Raw genomic sequence first — 16,239 nt, 5'->3', positions numbered from 1 at the left:
TAATTCTGGCTGCCGAATAAAAAAACGAGAAAAAATGTCGAGCTAGCAGGAAGACCATTAAAAGACAGTGGACCCTTCTCTCTCAGGGTTACGTGCGCTAAAAGCGCGGAGTGCTGAGAAGGGTTAATGCGAAGATAATGTCACATCGTCTTCGCTATCCATGATGGATTTATCAGTTTGTTTCATCAATTGACTGGTTATGGTTCCGGCGATCATAGAGCCATTGACATTCAATGCAGTGCGCCCCATATCGATTAGTGGCTCGATAGAAATCAGTAACGCAACCAATGTGACAGGCAAACCGAGAGCCGGCAGCACAATCAACGCGGCAAAGGTAGCTCCTCCCCCTACCCCAGCGACCCCGACAGAACTGATAGTCACCACCGCAAGCAGCGTTAGGATCCAAGTTGGGTCTAAAGGGTTAATACCGACAGTAGGTGCCACCATCACCGCTAACATCGCCGGATACAGCCCCGCGCAACCATTTTGCCCAATACTGGCACCAAAAGAAGCAGCAAAACTGGCAATGGATTGAGATATACCCAAGCGACGGGTTTGCACCTCCACACTTAATGGGATACTGGCGGCACTGGAACGGCTGGTAAAAGCAAAAGTCAATACCGGCCACACTTTCCTAAAGAATCTAAAAGGATTGACACCGCTCAGAGATAATAGCAGGGCATGAACGATAAACATGATACCTAGCCCCACATAAGAAGCAACAACAAAGCCCCCTAATTTAATAATGTCATGAATATTTGAACCTGAAACTATCTTTGTCATCAATGCCAAAACACCATAAGGTGTCAATCTCATGACCAATCGAACCAATTTCATCACCCAAACTTGCAGAGTATCAATCGCCACTAATACACGTTGGCCTTTTTCTCGATCACTTTTCAGTAGTTCCAGAGCAGCAATCCCTAAAAAAGTGGCAAAAATAACAAGACTAATCACTGAAGTGGGGCTAGAAGCCGTCAGATCTGCAAAGGGATTTTTCGGGATAAACGAAAGAATTAGCTGAGGAGCAGTCAAATCAGCGACCCTATTCATGTAATGATGAGTAATCACACTAAGTTGCGCTGTTTCTTCTGTGCCTGGTACCAAACCTGCAGCAGTCAAAGCAAATAAATTGGTCACTAGCACACCGACCAGAGCAGCAATCAGAGTGGTGAATAACAGGGTAGTAATCGTGAATAGGCTAATTTTACCGAGAGAAGAAGCATCCTGTAATTTAGCGATGGCATTTAAAATAGAGACAAAAACCAATGGCATTACAATCATTTGTAATAATTGAACATACCCACTACCAACAATATTAAACCAACTCATTGATTCTTTTAATATCGGGTTATCAGCACCATAAACAAGCTGGAGTGCCAAACCAAAGAAAGTTCCTATAATAAGCCCAATTAAAACTTTCTTGGCCAAACTCCAGGGGCGGTAATAAGACGTTTTGCGTCGAAAAAGCTTATGCCACAATTGCTTACGCGGAGTTTGTGCCAACAACAATAACAATGCAATAAATACCAGCACGTTAACCACAAGTGGTGGATTCATCCCCAGACCTCCAAAATTTATGTGATACGACGGTCGGATTGTCGCACTCTGTGATGCAATTAGAAGCTAAAATTTCTTAGCTGCTCAATGTAAGATAATAACAAGGTAACGGTATCAGATTGCCAAAAAAGTGCGCAACCCAGCAACAATATACAGAATACACGTTCTGACTGATTATTCTTGCTAGTATTGAGTAATGGAATACAAAAACGCCAGCGACAAGGCCAAAGTAGAGGGACACCAGCCGGTGTCAGCATATCTGCTAACAGATGGCTGAAATAGCCGATAATCATAGCATGCAATACATCTGGTGGAAAAAACCAATGAGCAGAAATATCCGAACGAAACAAGACCATACCACCAATAATTGCCAGCAAGCTGTGGGTAAAACCACGATGACCAAAAAGCCTGGCCATAGGCAACGAAATCCATCTTAATCGCTGACCAAGAATGGAACTTGGATGATCTATATCAGGTAACAGAGACGCCAGCAATGCTGCTGGGATTATATGCCACCAATCGCCTTGTGCAAGTTCTGGTGTTAATCCGGCTTTTTGGGCAAAAACAACACAGGCGACAGAAAAAATCAAGTGCCCTTCCCCAGTCATACAAAGGTCCATATCAGTGGCTATGAATTCTATCAGTATATGGGATTTTCTTTGGTGATAATAGTAGTGACACCGTAACAAAATGTTTCGTTATAAAATTATATAATATTTAATAAATAAAACTGTATACTGGTTCACTTGGGAGATAGGCAGAAGCGAAGTGAGCATTTTTTCAAAACTCACCTCTTTTACTCTTATTAAGTATTTAAAGTGCCTCCAATATTCGCATATTCAACACAAACACTACCGGTTTTCCAACTTTCTTCTAAATAATCCGTAATACATCCTTTGCTAACAGGATCGAGTCTGTATTCTTCGGCGACAAGATGTGGATGAATAAATGAGATAGACAACAATCCTTCAGTATTATTCATATGGTTATCAGATAGAAATTTCATTGCTCCTGCACGAGCAACAGTGATCATATTTTCTAAATCAACGAGACGGATACTCTCTTCATTATCACAAGATTTATTTTCTACTGTATCATCGGTATCAATCATTAAGGCAATTTTTCGACCATGACAAATAAAAATATCCGTGATAACAACAACATGATGTGTAGTATAAGCAGAGTCAGTTCTGGCGATCCCATGCCCTCGTAGAGCAACCATTCCTGATCCCTTTATTTTTTCTCCTATCGTTTGAATGATTTTTTCATTACTACTTGAGAGTAATTCAATATAATCAATATTCCCTAACATATATTTTCTAACTTTACTCAGTAAGTTCATGGGTTTTTTTGTCACACTTTTATTTATTATTTTTAGAGAGTTACTGTAGCATAGATTAGGGTCCTGTTTTCTTAATGTGTGCGGAGAAAATAGTGCTGAGTATTTAGGTGAAGTTGCCATCATTAGTCTAACGGGTATAATATTAAAGTTTGTTATATTTTTTAATGAAACAGCCACATTTGATAGTTCTGTTCCTCCGTGTGCAGTTACCATTTTTGCTGCATTTATTAGAGTCTTTGAAATATTATTAAGCATAATTTCCCCTCATCAAAAAAATACAAATTTTTATTATGATAAAAAATTTTTATAATTTATTTTAAATGAGATCTCATACTTCAATTATTACTCTTTTATTTCTGTATTACATAAGGTGAATACCTGGATAATAGCAAGTACCTATTACTTAATAAAAAATAATGTTTTTTTATCCATTCCTAATTAATCAATACCCGCGTTGCCAATATTACCGTGTGTCAAAATTTCCCAAACATAATGAAAATGCCCTTTAGCAGGCCATCTTTCGCTCAACCACTGCCAAGTATGAGGCAAGTCTTTCCTATTCGATCGTCGTACCGCGTAATGATTATAAGCGATCTCTAAGGTTCCCTTCATATCCAACTTAAATTCTCCATTACAGATGTAATGAGGAATAGAACCCTTATTTTTATATTTAGTATGAAATTCCATCACCGATGTAAAACGTTCTTCCTGTTCACCATAAAGATCTAATCCCTGAATGTAAGCAGTTTCTGCAACATTAATAAAACCCGCCAAAGCATACGCCATATGTTCAAGATCTCGACAGGTTTCCTGAGTCAAGCCATTGACAAAGGTTCTTTGCCCTTGCCAGTAGGCAATTAATTTTTGTTTATTACGCCAACAGCCTGGTAGTTGCCTTGGTAATATGCCATCCGATTCAAGATAAATATAAGCAGGCACACTTTCACGCCACATTCTTATTGCTTTACGGTAAAGTTTTATATCTTCGAGAAAAATAGCGATATTGGCCCTCGCCTCGATGGAGGCTGCCAGCCAGTTCCCATGATAGCAAACAATGGATTTTGTCACAGAAGGCAAATACTGCATCCTTAACATATTTTCGAATTGCTGCACATCTTTATTTTTCCAGCCATCGTAAGTATGGCGAATTATTTCTGCCGCCCGTGGCCATAATGCCCCTGCCCAAGAGGCCTGTAAAACTTCATTTGCTCCACTGTGCCCACCAGTGAAATTGTATGACCAGGCATTGATAATGTTAATAGCATTTTCCGCATAAACTTTATCCCCACTGTAATACCAAAGCAGCGCTTGCGTATACGCCGCACGCGCATCTTTAATCTCATCTGAACAACCCCAATTAGGCCTGGAATAACTACCACAGTTCACAGCAAACCAAGGATCAGGTTGATAATCTAACTTTGCTAAAGAGTCTTGCTTTACCACGTCAAAAACTGATGACCAGGGCTCCTCGCCGGCAGTAATTCTCTGTTTTACGTAATCTAATTGCTCGATACTGACCAAAATACCAGGATGTTTAAAAAATGATTGTGCGGCTAATTTACCGACCAAAGTGGTTAACAATATAGCTATCGATATCAATATAATAAAAAAACAACGTATTACCCTGGCTAACATCCGCTAATTCCCTTTTTCCGTTTAATAACGGCGCGAACTTACAATAAACAACGTTGACGCGCATATTTTTTATTTTCTGACCTCCGCTAAAAATGAAGGTCAATGGTAAGTAATATAACAAGTAATCGAGAAAAAGGATTAAACGATTTTTTATTAGTATATTAACTTTAATTCATCGATCTCATACAGGATAATAAGATATTTTTTACTGTAAAATTAACCACATAATGAAATCGCTAATCAGGAAAATTTTTATGAATTTATCGATCAAGTTACCTTTTATCCGCAATTTCACCTTTTCTGCCATTGCTACTGCTGGCATGAATAAGCAATATCTTTATTCGGGATTGCAAGCAAGGTGTCATTTTGATATTGATAGCTATCAGGATGCTCTCTTTGATACTTATCATATTTCTTTTCCACACAATTTGCACAAAGCAGTACTAAAACGCCGCGCAGAATTTTTAGCAGGACGCTTTGTCGCTCAGCAAGTGCTAAATGTACTGGGAGTGAAAAATTTTCGGCTGGAAAATGGTGCCGATCGGGCACCGCAATGGCCGGTCAATATTATTGGTTCTATCAGCCACAATGACGATACAGCTCTCTGTGCCGCATTACTCATTTCTCCGGCTCATACTGTCTCTGCTGATACCCTTTCTGCTAAAACCAGTAGTGGTATCGGCCTGGATATAGAAAGTTGGTTGCCAGTCACAAAAGTCGCCGAAATATGGCCTAATATCCTAGGAAAGAAAGAATATTTTCAATTACAAACGATGCCTTGGCCATTTAATCAGTTGCTAACACTGGTTTTCTCAGCCAAAGAAAGTTTATTTAAGGCTCTTTATCCACAAGTGGGTTGTTACTTCGATTTTCTGGATGCATGTTTGCTCAATTGCTCATTGTCAACAGGCTGTTTTGAATTACAACTTTTACGTGATTTATCGCCAGAATTCCATGCTGGACGCTGTTTTCAAGGATGTTTCAATTATACCGACAAAGATGTTCAGACATCGATTGTCTGTTAATCTTTATCCTGAGAAGGATTTAGTAAAGAAGTGATGACGACACACGGTAGATATTATACACTCCTAGCCGCTATTTACCCATTCAACCTCTTGTAAACCGCTGGCTTGTCGAGTGAAATCAACATGCCCGGCGTGCAGTAATGGATACATAAGGATGACAAATGCCACACAGCAGGCTTCGCAAGAAACCTACCAATACCCGTGTATAAAATGGACTATTAACATGAAATTTAAAAAAGTTATCTTATTTTCCCTGCTCTTTTCCGGCGTTGCATCTGCATCCAACCTAACGGTCAAGATGCACGAGGCAACGCCATCAGGAAACGGTAACTATATTGGGGATATCACACTAGCAGAAACGTCATACGGAGTGATCTTCGCGCCTGATCTTAAAAATTTAACACCAGGGATCCATGGGTTCCATGTTCACCAAAATCCGAGTTGTCAACCCGGTGAAAAAGAGGGAAAAGCCATTGTTGCACTGCAAGCTGGAGGGCATCTTAATTTGAATACAACAGGCGGTCATCTTGGTCCTTATAATGATCAAGGACACCTTGGCGATTTACCCGGATTGCCGGTAAATGACGATGGCATGGCAACTTACGCCGTTTTAGCTCCACGTATTAAGTCTTTAAAAGAAATTGAAAATCGTTCATTGATGATCCATATCAATGGTGATAATTATTCAGATCATCCTCAAGCATTGGGAGGCGGTGGTGCTCGTTTTGCTTGTGGTGTCATAGCCAATGGCGTAGTTCAATAACGATCAACAACCCAGGCGCCATTTTCATCGCTTAAATTTCAGCCCGTTGTGAGAGGCCAGGGCGCCCCTCTTCACATTAGACTTCTTGTGAAACCTACTACGTGCTGCCGTGCTGCAAATTCTGCATTACGTGGTGCTCGCGATCCTACTCGCTATACACTGCAGTTGCTGTGCTCCGGGCGCCTTGACTCTGCAGCACTCGCTACGGTTTTGCGAGAAGTCTATTCTTCTATTACAGCATAGGTTTGTTAAATGGACAGTGGACGATCTATTTCCAAATCAGCAAATGATAATGTTTTTTTCCACGACGCAGCAAGCTATAGCGCCCAAACAAGCGATCAGCTTCAGTAAAGCAGTACGCCTCATCAAACTGCTTTACGCCATTCAGGGTAACTGCACCCGAGTTTATCAGGGTACGAGCTTGACTTCGCGATGGCACCAACTTAGCGTTAACCAGCGCTTGTTGCAAATCAGCATCATGGGTCAACTCAATAGCAGGCATACCATCCTGTGCTAATTGAGCAAAATCCTGTTCAGTCATTTCGTATAAATTACCAGAGAAAAGGCTATGTGTGATACGTTGTGCCGCTGCTAGCCCTTTCTCACGGTGCACTAGCCCAGTGACCTGTTCCGCCAATACCTGTTGTGCTTTCGGTGCTTTGCCACTGTTTCTATCTTCATCTTCCAACGCGCTGATTTCTTCCAATGTCATAAAAGTGAAAAATTTCAGGAAACGATAAACATCAGTGTCAGCAGTATTGATCCAAAATTGATAAAATTTATACGGGCTGGTTTTCTTGGCATTTAACCAAACGGCACCACTTTCTGTTTTGCCAAACTTAGTGCCATCAGCTTTAGTGATCAGTGGCACTGTCAGGCCATAAACCTGGTTTTGATGTAAACGACGTGTTAAATCTGTACCTGAAGTAATATTGCCCCATTGATCAGAACCACCAATTTGCAACTCTACCTTTAGGGCGTCGTTCAAATAAGCGAAATCATAACCCTGTAACAGATTATAAGAAAATTCGGTAAAAGAAATACCGCTGTCATCACGGTGCAAACGACTTTCAACCGCCTCTTTATTAATCATTTTATTAACCGAAAAGTGTTTGCCTATATCACGTAGAAAATCCAGTACCTTCATATTAGCAAACCAATCCAAATTATTGGCTGTGATCGCACTGTTGTCACCACAGTCGAAATTGAGAAACGGCGAAACCTGCTCACGAATTTTTTCTACCCATTGGTTAACCGTTTCCTTGTCATTCAACTGACGCTCGCCCGCTTTAAAACTGGGATCGCCTATCAGTCCTGTCGCGCCACCTATCAGTGCAACCGGTTTATGGCCCGCTAACTGAAAGCGTTTTAAACAGAGTAAAGGAACGAGATGACCCAAATGCAAACTGTCGGCGGTAGGATCGAAACCACAATACAACGAAATGGAACCCTGCGCCAATCTGTCTACTAATCCCTTTTCATCCGTGACCTGAGCCACAAGCCCCCGCTCTTGCAATTGTTGAATCAGATTACGACTCGTCATTAATGACTCCATTATTCGTTATTTTGATAAAAATCTGGCTAAAAATACAGTTTCCGCGATCCAGAAGCCTGTTTTTGATGAAATATCAACAAACACAATAGATTTCTCATAGGTTCTAGGGAGCCAGGCGATCAATTTTCCAGTCACGGGTACCCTCTAAATCTTTTTTCCTCCGGTAGACAAAACGATCATGGAGGCGCTGCGTTCCTCCTTGCCAAAATTCTACACTATCAAAAACCACACGAAATCCCCCCCAAAAATCCGGCACAGGAACATCGGACGACCGGAATTTTTTTTCTAATTCAATGAATTGACTTTCCAATACCCCTCGATTAGCAATGCTTGCGGATTGATGAGATACCCAGGCAGCAATCTGGCTGTCCCTTGGTCGACGGGTGAAATAATTTTTTACTTCCTCAGTGGCTAGCCGTTCAGCTTTACCCAGAAAGATAACCTGCCGATCTAACTCATGCCAAGGAAATAGCAAGCTAATACGAGAATTTTTTGCCAGATGTAAAGCTTTAGGACTCTCCAGATTAGTATAAAACACCATTCCTCGAACGCTATAATCCTTAAGTAGTACTACGCGCTGGAAAGGTTGTCCATCGCTATCTACAGTGGCGACACACATAGCGGCAGGGTCGACCAGACGCGCTTCATAAGCCTTTTTTAACCAACTGGTGAACAAAGTTAAAGGATCAGAAGGCAAATCCACTCGGTGTAATCTGCCATTATGGGTGTACTCACGTCGCTCATCTGCGACATTAAATTCATTATTAGCCATAGAACCCCAGTAACACACGGATAAGAGACCTCTTTCACAACCGTAGCGAGTAAGATGCAGTCAAAGAAGCGCACGGAGTACAACATAGTTCCCCTGTAGTCACAATTCGATTTTACTTCAACCGTCTTCTTCCTGTCGAACAAACTGCATCAGCCACTTATCACTTTCTTTTTTATTTTATACTTTCAGAAAATCAAACCAGCGTTTAGTATTATTTAAGAAATAAGCGTGATCAGCCCGAGAACGGTTATCCATTTTCAATAGGAGTTTTTATGATTAAACCATTACTTGTCGTTACTCTCACTATAATGACCTTAAGCGGATGTTCCAATCTTAACACGTTATCAGATGATACTTTCAGCGCGAATCAGGCGAAACAAGTGCAAAATGTAGCTTACGGTACAGTGGTAACTGTCCGCCCAGTGAAAATTCAAGGAGGGAGTGATTCCAACGTCATTGGTGCCATTGCTGGGGGAGTGTTAGGTGGATTTGTAGGTAATACCATCGGGGGTGGCAGAGGACAAAGCTTAGCGACAGCAGCGGGCGCGGTTGCCGGGGGTGTTGCGGGTCAAGGAATACAGAGCAAACTAAATAGCACTAAAGGTGTGCAACTAGAAATTCGTAAAGATGACCGCACTACAATTTCAGTGGTACAAAAACAAGGTACAAGCAAATTTAGTGTGGGTCAACGTGTCATGTTAGTTGGCAACGGTAGCAATATCACTGTTAGCCCGCGTTAATTATTCCACTAATAAAAAAGCCGGGATTTCAAATGAAACCCGGCGTGCTGTCGTGCTGTAAACAAATAAGTAGATTTTTTTGTTACTTGTCATTTTTCACGGTCTGTAATTTCCCAACATTGCTCCCAAGTATCCCAATTACCTCTAGTAGCCGCTTAACATCCTCTTGTGGCATATCGACGAGGATCTCCTCGTCCATTTTTCTGATGATATCATCAGCCTGCTCAATAATCGGCTTTGCCTTATCAGTCAACGATATCTTTTTAGCACGGCGATCATTGGAACAAATATGCCGTTCTATTAATCCTTTTTCTTCCAACTGATCCAAAGTACGGACGAGTGAAGGTTGTTCAATACCGATAGTCTTCGCAAGTTGTATCTGAGACGGTGCTTCGCCTAAACTACGAATATTAGATAACGTAACCCAATGGGATTGAGTCAGCCCCTGTGGTTTTAGCTTATCATCGATTCTCGTCCGCCACTGACGAACTAATCGTGCTAAATCAGATCCTAATGTCGATTCCACCTGCTTCTCCTTATAATTAGCGTGCTAGCATAATTCCCAGAGTCCAATCTCTTTTGAGTAAATCACATTAAAAATATAAATGTATATATACTGCTAATTTCATGCTTAAGCAATCAATATAGTGAATACATAGCTACAACGAGATACCTGTTTAGGTTAAATATAGTAAAAATTACTCCCATCTAGAGTATATCGCCTCTGACATTCACTCCTATTGGACTCACTTTTCCGCGCTGCTATCTACTATTTCCGTCGTTTAAATATGGATAAACCCACGGCCGACTATAATATCACTCTCCAAATTTATGATCAGTTGGCAAGAATAGTAGTTCATGATAATCAATTGGCCACTAAAGCAAAGCTGATTATTGCGATTACACTGCAGTTTAACCGAGTCATCCTGGAAAAGTAACACCAATGTTCTTAAAAAATTAAGTACGTTGTACCTAAAAAACCAGCCACACATAATTACAACGGTTACTACAACACGTCACCGTTGCAACACAGAGTCAATGCTTCAACACATACATGGTGCGACTATAAGACATATCTTGCGGATTCGTTATCGGATACCCTTTAAGCCACGGCTTAATCAAACGCCCGTTGGTATATTGATAGATGGGAGCAATGGGTGCTTGCTCCGCAATAATCTCTTCGGCTTTATTATAATCATCGTTCAAGGCGACACTGTTTGTCTGCATACTGGCATCGTTCAAAACATGATCATACTCAGCATCTTTAAATTTAGCAATATTGCCGCTGTGGGTTGAAGTTAACAACGATAAGAAGGTCGATGGTTCATTATAATCACCGATCCAGGAGGAGCTTATTACGTCAAATTTACTGCTATTACGGCTATCAATATAGGTTTTCCATTCCTGGTTGATCAATTTAACCTCCACTCCCAGCTTTTTACGCCACATGGAAGCGATAGCAATCGCTAACTTTTTATTATTCTCTGAAGAATTATACAATAACGACAGTTTTAATGGATGACTAGCACTATAACCCGCAGCATACATCAATGCCTTAGCCTGTTCATCCAGCTCTTCTTGATCATGTTGTTGCAAAAAACCTTTTGTGATTTGGCAACCATTAGTCACATCAGGCGTAAAATTGTAGGCAGGTTTTTCACCGGTACCTAACATTTTCTCAGCAATAATCTTACGATTTATCGAATATGACAGTGCTTTACGCACCCTGGCATCATCGGTCGGTGTTCTCTGGGTATTGAAAGCATAATAATAAATTCCCAGTTGATCAGGCGTATATACTTGATCAGGAATATCTTGCATCAATTTATGGTACATATGTTTCGGGAAAGATTCGGTAATATCGATATCATTAGCTTGATAACGTTGAGCTGCATAAGATTCCTGATTGATTGGAATAAAAGTCACTTTAGTCAATACAGTATGACTGTGATCCCAATAATAGTTATTAGGAACCAAAACCAACCTTTCATTCACCACGCGATCTTGCAACCTAAATGCACCATTACCCACTAAATTACCGACTTTAATCCAATCAGTACCATATCTTTCTACTGTTGCCGGATGCACTGGAAACATACTGAAATTTGCCAATAGACGAGTAAAATAAGGCACTGGCCTGTTGAGATGTACCTTCAAGATACGTTTATCTATCGCAATAACACCCAGTTTTTCTACTGGTAATTGACCGGCAATAATCTGTTTCGCATTATCGAGGCCAGCCAGTTGAGCATACCAAGATAAAGGAGAAACATTTTTTGGATCAACCAAACGACGCCAGCTATAAACAAAATCATTAGCAACCACAGGATCACCATTAGACCAGCGAGCATTTTTGCGTAACGTAAAGATGTAGGTTTGATTATCCGCCGTGTGCCATCTCTCGGCGACACCCGGGATAATATTGCCATCAGCATCCTGATTAACCAAACCTTCAAACAAATCATGTATAACATGCGCTTCCGGCAAGCCGACCCCTTTGATCGGATCAAGAGAAACGGGTTCATTCTTAATATGACGCATAATTTCCTGTTTCTCAGCTAACAGGGTGCCCGGTGGAATATTAGCAGCCGTTGCAAAATTCAAACATGCCGTGATCAAAGTGGCGTACAACAGATAACAAAAACATCGCATATTCGATAACCTTACTTTTGTTAATTTATAGCAAATAAAGAAAAATCAGCATCTACTGCTGCTAGCCTAGCATTTCTGTGACAGCTAGGCTATTGCTATTAATATGTATAATACATTGAAAAACTAATCTGTCATTAATAAGAAAGAAAATTATGATAATAAAATCGGTAATGGGTTAATCCACTACCGAAATGTTTTTACATGAAAATATGAAAGAAATATACCCTCTGGCTACTTAATCATATTAGCGTAAATAAAATCCATTTAAAAATAAACAATAACGATTGCTCCAAATTATAGAGCATGTACTATTATAATAATTTTAATTATTGTAATAGTACGCAAATGGACATGCTATTTATTATCTAACGAATTTTTAACGCTATACTTATCACGAGCTAGATTAAATAATAAAATTTTTATTTTAAATAGCCATTTAATTATTTAGCTTTATTTTATGAAAGTAATTTTTTTACAAGAGAAAAATACATAATATTAAATCGATATTAATTTTTAATGACACATTATGTCATTTTTTTGTGTAGACTTAATTAAAAATCAACAATAATAAAATAATTTTATTATTGTTAGTTAGGATAGTTGCAATCAGTACAAGGTTTAAGGAGCTGAAGATTTTTAACTTGGTTGATGAAAAAGAACGCGCCTGGCATGCCGGTGTGAGTGCCTGGGAGAATCACACTAATCTCAATAATAGTACAATTGGGATTGAGATTGTTAATGAGGCTTCAGAGATTAGAGGTGTATTTACTTTCCTTCCTTACAATGATGCTCAAATTGAGGCCGTTAAACAGTTAGCACTGAGTATCCTGCAACGTTATCCGGATATTTCACCTACTCATGTTTTGGGTCATTCTGATATTTCCCTAGGGCGCAAAAGTGATCCGGGTGCAACATTTCCATGGTTTAAACTTTATGAAGCAGGCATTGGGGCTTGGCATGATGCGACAACAAAGTGCCAATATATTGATCAATATAGAAAAACATCACCATCGAAGGAAACCACCTTAGCACTTTTTAAAAAATACGGTTACAACGTGAGTCAAGCGACCACACCAGAAGGGTTTAAAGCGCTAGTCCGAGCATTTCAGTTGCATTTCCGCCCGTATAATTATGACGGCGTGATGGATATAGAAACCAGCGCAATATTGGCCGCACTGGTAGAAAAATATTTCCCACAACCAAGAGATTGATGAACTTGAATTAATCATTAGACCTCTTGCATGACCCTCGTTCATTAGGTGAAGTCAAGGTATAGAATCACAATATAATTAATTATTAATAATTAATTATATTACATTAAAAATTAGCTAATACAATGCCACGGGTCTTATGCCATTCTTATCTTCATTACCCAAACGCTGACCTTTTAAAAAATCAATTCACTTATCTTTATTATTATATTTGCTTGCAGATAGGCTAAATAAGGAAATAATTTATGACAACTGAAACAAGTTCAACAGAATCTATAAATATACCCCTTTTCCTAGAAAAAATTTATTGCGATATATTCGGTAATAAATATATAAAAGATATTCTTCAGTGTGCACCAGTGCCCCGATCTGTTTTTTATTTTGTTGAAATACCCACCACAGAAGACAAAAAAAAATTTTGCTTAATTTTCAAAAAATGTTTGAAGGAGACATCCTCTTGATAAGGAATTACTTGCAAAAATAGAATAATTACTGAAATAGGTCAGCCAAAAACGTGAAGAAATTATCCAATCTTCCTTCCAAAGTATAGCGTAGGCTGTATAAATTGATGTATAGTTTCAAGATGACTTATCCATTAAAATTTCGCCAACATGTATTGGCTATTAAAGAGCAAGAAAAACTTACATATGCCCAAACGGCCACACGTTTTTGTATTGGGACCGCAAGTCTGATGCGCTGGGCTAAACGAATAGAACCTTGTCTGACACGTGATAAACCCGCCAGTAAAATAGCTCGAGCGGCGTTGATTCTTGATGTGGAAACCTACCCTGACGCGTCTCAATACGAGCGAGCCCAACGTATGGGAGTGAGCGCTAGAGGTATCTGCCATGCGTTGAAACGGGCAGGGTTTAGCTATAAAAAAAACATTTTATCATCCAAAAGCCAACGCCCAATCCCGAGAAGATTTTCAGATCAAGATCCAGGCCTATGAAGCCAGCGAGACCCCTATTATTTACGTTGATGAAAGCGGTTTTGCTCATGACATGCCCCGCCTCTACGGCTATTGAGCTAAAGGTAAGCGGTGTTACGGTCAACATGATTGGCACGCTAAAGCATGTACCAATGTCATTGGCGCTCAGCTTAACGGAAAATTAACCACCGTTTGTGCCTTTGAATACAATATCAATAGCGATATTTTTCATGCGTGGGTAACCCAAGACTGACTGCCAAAAATCCCTCAAGGGGCTGTTATCGTGATGGATAATGTGAGCTTTCACAAACGCCAGGATATCCAGTCTACTAGACAAAAATCTGGTTTTATTCTGGAATATCTCCCGACGTATTCTCCTGACCTCAACCCGATCGAGCACAAATGGGCTCAGGCTAAAGCCCTTCGTAGGAAACGACAATGCGATATCGACACTCTCTTTTCTGACCCTTTATTTTGAATCAATTTATACGGCTACAGCCATAGTGGTAAGACACCAACAACCTGGAGCGTCTACTCTCCCACTTTTATTGCTCACAGCCTGACTGCCTTGCCAGAATTCGACTTAAACTGACCTGAGTTCGGGATAAGCCCAGGGCGGGATTCCACTTTGCTAATTTTTTAACCAAAAATAAGTTTACTACGAAAATCGGCTGACCAGGCGGCACGTCTACGTTTACTGGCAATACTATCTTGTTTACCTTTGTGCTGTTTAATCACACCCAACGCGACGCGATTGAAAAGAGCGACATGGGCTGCTCCATCCGGAGCTTTTATCAAGAGTTCATCTTCTCTAAACACCACATCCAATACCCAGTGAAGTTGATTTTCTATCCCCCAATGCAGCCGAATTGCCTGTGCCGCTTGTTCTGCATTCAGCGTTAATGAGCTGACATACCAACGTGACCGACAGTGGGTGACATTATTTTTTGTTCGTTCACTAGCGACCTCAATGAAAGTACGAATGGTAGGCCATTTCGCTTTTAATTCATTGGGTAATTCCGCATTAATTTGCATAACCGTACGTTTTTCTATCCGGCCATGCCCCTGATTAGTCTGCGTATATTCGTGCAATTTATCGCTATCATAGGCAAAAGCAAATTGCTGTTTTACCTGTTCAAACAGCTTCTTTTGAGTCGCTTTAAGCTGCACCACAAAATTGCCTTTACGTTGCGTGATAAGTGATGAAGTTGAGGTTTGGCAATGCAATGAATCGAGCGTCACAATAGCATTATCCAGCGCTAACGCGTCAATGCTCTGACGGGCTAATTCTCCTTCTTTTCCCTTATTGTTCGCCGCTTTTTGATAAAGCGTAATACCAGCATCAACATCATAGGCACTCACCACATGCAGCGCAGTGCAAATCTCTTCAGACCAGGTTCTCCGCAAGGTTTTACCGTCGATGGCGAGCAACGTCTTACCGGCTCGTTGGCGTCGTTCGTTAATCCATAAAAACAAGGATTGAATCAGCAAATTTGTATCTAATGCATTGATGATTTTAGCAATACAATGACGACGTGGGCTCTCACCATGATAAGAGCCATATTTTTTTAGCCAATCGAGCTGAGCTTCGCCAAAATCCTGGATGGATTTCCATCCCGAGGCCCCACTTAACACGGCGGCAAAAAACAGGAAAATAACATCGAGCAGGTGATGTTTGATATTAATATCTTTACGCGGGTCAGGGATCAGGGCTAATTGCTTTAAAATACTCATGATTACATATTCTTTAGGATACATAATATTATGAGCTTACTGCCTATTATTAGTTCACATTAAAGTGGGATCCCGCCCTGGGGATAAACCGACTATTTTATAATGTGACGATATTTGCACAATGCAGAGCTAATTTTGGTTTGGATGGTGTAAAGCAGGCAGCGCCGATGCCGCCGAGTAAGTTGACGATAAAACTCTGTGGTGAGCGGTGACGAGTCTGATCTATTTGGCACATATTTTTTAGTTGTTCAAAAACGATTTCAACCAATGACCGTTTACGCAAAAGGGCGTTATCAAACGCCGTGTGCTCGACAGATAC

Annotated in this window: 15 protein-coding genes and 1 pseudogene; 6 read left to right on the top strand and 10 right to left on the bottom strand. The window is 40.3% G+C overall.

Going from position 1 to position 16,239, the window contains the following annotated elements; genetic code table 11:
• Nucleotides 1-123: 123 nt before the first annotated feature.
• The 4 genes from AAHH42_RS07770 to AAHH42_RS07755 form a co-directional block, all read right to left on the bottom strand.
• Nucleotides 124-1,560 carry an L-cystine transporter gene (locus tag AAHH42_RS07770; RefSeq protein WP_072549691.1) on the bottom strand — a complete coding sequence of 479 codons (1,437 nt, stop codon included), beginning with the start codon at nt 1,558-1,560 and terminating at the stop codon, nt 124-126.
• Between the two features lie 59 nt (nt 1,561-1,619).
• Complete coding sequence (locus AAHH42_RS07765; protein WP_342220840.1) at nt 1,620-2,168, bottom strand: metal-dependent hydrolase; 549 nt, start codon at nt 2,166-2,168, stop codon at nt 1,620-1,622.
• Nucleotides 2,169-2,365: 197 nt separating this feature from the next.
• Entirely contained in the window at nt 2,366-3,157 is a 792-nt protein-coding gene (locus tag AAHH42_RS07760; RefSeq protein WP_119963657.1) for a hypothetical protein, read from the bottom strand.
• A 183-nt stretch (nt 3,158-3,340) separates the two neighbouring features.
• Nucleotides 3,341-4,537 carry an alginate lyase family protein gene (locus AAHH42_RS07755; RefSeq protein WP_342220839.1) on the bottom strand — a complete coding sequence of 399 codons (1,197 nt, stop codon included), beginning with the start codon at nt 4,535-4,537 and terminating at the stop codon, nt 3,341-3,343.
• Between the two features lie 254 nt (nt 4,538-4,791).
• Here AAHH42_RS07755 and AAHH42_RS07750 point away from each other — a divergent pair, with 254 nt between their 5' ends.
• Nucleotides 4,792-5,562 carry a 4'-phosphopantetheinyl transferase superfamily protein gene (locus tag AAHH42_RS07750; RefSeq protein ID WP_072549696.1) on the top strand — a complete coding sequence of 257 codons (771 nt, stop codon included), beginning with the start codon at nt 4,792-4,794 and terminating at the stop codon, nt 5,560-5,562.
• A 223-nt stretch (nt 5,563-5,785) separates the two neighbouring features.
• Nucleotides 5,786-6,325, top strand: coding sequence for a superoxide dismutase family protein (gene sodC, locus AAHH42_RS07745; RefSeq protein WP_072549714.1), 540 nt, complete (start codon nt 5,786-5,788; stop codon nt 6,323-6,325).
• Nucleotides 6,326-6,593: 268 nt separating this feature from the next.
• Here sodC and tyrS read toward each other — a convergent pair whose 3' ends face one another.
• Together tyrS and pdxH are read right to left on the bottom strand one after the other, a co-directional pair.
• Nucleotides 6,594-7,868 carry a tyrosine--tRNA ligase gene (gene tyrS / locus AAHH42_RS07740; protein ID WP_072549697.1) on the bottom strand — a complete coding sequence of 425 codons (1,275 nt, stop codon included), beginning with the start codon at nt 7,866-7,868 and terminating at the stop codon, nt 6,594-6,596.
• 115 nt (nt 7,869-7,983) lie between these two features.
• Nucleotides 7,984-8,652 carry a pyridoxamine 5'-phosphate oxidase gene (gene pdxH, locus AAHH42_RS07735; RefSeq protein ID WP_342220838.1) on the bottom strand — a complete coding sequence of 223 codons (669 nt, stop codon included), beginning with the start codon at nt 8,650-8,652 and terminating at the stop codon, nt 7,984-7,986.
• 272 nt (nt 8,653-8,924) lie between these two features.
• On the opposite strand from pdxH, the gene AAHH42_RS07730 reads away from it, so the two are divergent.
• Nucleotides 8,925-9,392, top strand: a complete 468-nt coding sequence (locus tag AAHH42_RS07730) for a glycine zipper 2TM domain-containing protein (RefSeq protein WP_072549699.1) — start codon at nt 8,925-8,927, stop codon at nt 9,390-9,392.
• Nucleotides 9,393-9,474: 82 nt separating this feature from the next.
• On the opposite strand, the gene slyA is transcribed toward AAHH42_RS07730, so the two are convergent.
• Both slyA and AAHH42_RS07720 read right to left on the bottom strand, forming a co-directional pair.
• Entirely contained in the window at nt 9,475-9,918 is a 444-nt protein-coding gene (gene slyA / locus AAHH42_RS07725) for a transcriptional regulator SlyA (protein WP_072549700.1), read from the bottom strand.
• Between the two features lie 509 nt (nt 9,919-10,427).
• Complete coding sequence (locus tag AAHH42_RS07720) at nt 10,428-12,044, bottom strand: peptide ABC transporter substrate-binding protein (protein ID WP_072549701.1); 1,617 nt, start codon at nt 12,042-12,044, stop codon at nt 10,428-10,430.
• Between the two features lie 641 nt (nt 12,045-12,685).
• On the opposite strand from AAHH42_RS07720, the gene AAHH42_RS07715 reads away from it, so the two are divergent.
• The 3 genes from AAHH42_RS07715 to AAHH42_RS07705 all read left to right on the top strand — a co-directional run bounded on the left by AAHH42_RS07715 (nt 12,686) and on the right by AAHH42_RS07705 (nt 14,664).
• Nucleotides 12,686-13,255, top strand: coding sequence for an N-acetylmuramoyl-L-alanine amidase (locus tag AAHH42_RS07715; protein WP_342220837.1), 570 nt, complete (start codon nt 12,686-12,688; stop codon nt 13,253-13,255).
• A gap of 583 nt (nt 13,256-13,838) precedes the next feature.
• Nucleotides 13,839-14,207: an IS630 transposase-related protein gene (locus AAHH42_RS07710; protein ID WP_072549715.1), complete on the top strand. Its 369-nt coding sequence runs from the start codon at nt 13,839-13,841 to the stop codon at nt 14,205-14,207.
• A 265-nt stretch (nt 14,208-14,472) separates the two neighbouring features.
• Nucleotides 14,473-14,664 (top strand): transposase, encoded by a 192-nt coding sequence (locus AAHH42_RS07705; RefSeq protein WP_342221998.1) that lies wholly within the window; start codon nt 14,473-14,475, stop codon nt 14,662-14,664.
• Between the two features lie 161 nt (nt 14,665-14,825).
• Here AAHH42_RS07705 and AAHH42_RS07700 read toward each other — a convergent pair whose 3' ends face one another.
• Nucleotides 14,826-15,920 (bottom strand): ISAs1 family transposase, encoded by a 1,095-nt coding sequence (locus tag AAHH42_RS07700; protein ID WP_342220836.1) that lies wholly within the window; start codon nt 15,918-15,920, stop codon nt 14,826-14,828.
• Between the two features lie 97 nt (nt 15,921-16,017).
• A pseudogene (locus tag AAHH42_RS07695) lies at nt 16,018-16,233 on the bottom strand (transposase); the annotation flags it as partial.
• Nucleotides 16,234-16,239 lie beyond the last annotated feature (6 nt).

The sequence above is a fragment of the Candidatus Fukatsuia endosymbiont of Tuberolachnus salignus genome (assembly GCF_964030845.1).
Taxonomy (GTDB): domain Bacteria; phylum Pseudomonadota; class Gammaproteobacteria; order Enterobacterales; family Enterobacteriaceae; genus Fukatsuia; species Fukatsuia symbiotica.
The sequence above is the reverse complement of the archived record's forward strand: the minus strand, read 5'-3'. Positions and strand labels throughout refer to the sequence as shown.

Coding starts and splice junctions, on each gene's coding strand:
- AAHH42_RS07770 (WP_072549691.1), bottom strand. CDS start 1,560: ATGAATCCACCACTTGTGGTTAACGTGCTGGTATTTATTGCATTGTTA.
- AAHH42_RS07765 (WP_342220840.1), bottom strand. CDS start 2,168: ATGACTGGGGAAGGGCACTTGATTTTTTCTGTCGCCTGTGTTGTTTTT.
- AAHH42_RS07760 (WP_119963657.1), bottom strand. CDS start 3,157: ATGCTTAATAATATTTCAAAGACTCTAATAAATGCAGCAAAAATGGTA.
- AAHH42_RS07755 (WP_342220839.1), bottom strand. CDS start 4,537: ATGTTAGCCAGGGTAATACGTTGTTTTTTTATTATATTGATATCGATA.
- AAHH42_RS07750 (WP_072549696.1), top strand. CDS start 4,792: ATGAATTTATCGATCAAGTTACCTTTTATCCGCAATTTCACCTTTTCT.
- sodC (WP_072549714.1), top strand. CDS start 5,786: ATGAAATTTAAAAAAGTTATCTTATTTTCCCTGCTCTTTTCCGGCGTT.
- tyrS (WP_072549697.1), bottom strand. CDS start 7,868: ATGACGAGTCGTAATCTGATTCAACAATTGCAAGAGCGGGGGCTTGTG.
- pdxH (WP_342220838.1), bottom strand. CDS start 8,652: ATGGCTAATAATGAATTTAATGTCGCAGATGAGCGACGTGAGTACACC.
- AAHH42_RS07730 (WP_072549699.1), top strand. CDS start 8,925: ATGATTAAACCATTACTTGTCGTTACTCTCACTATAATGACCTTAAGC.
- AAHH42_RS07720 (WP_072549701.1), bottom strand. CDS start 12,044: ATGCGATGTTTTTGTTATCTGTTGTACGCCACTTTGATCACGGCATGT.
- AAHH42_RS07710 (WP_072549715.1), top strand. CDS start 13,839: ATGACTTATCCATTAAAATTTCGCCAACATGTATTGGCTATTAAAGAG.
- AAHH42_RS07705 (WP_342221998.1), top strand. CDS start 14,473: ATGGATAATGTGAGCTTTCACAAACGCCAGGATATCCAGTCTACTAGA.
- AAHH42_RS07700 (WP_342220836.1), bottom strand. CDS start 15,920: ATGAGTATTTTAAAGCAATTAGCCCTGATCCCTGACCCGCGTAAAGAT.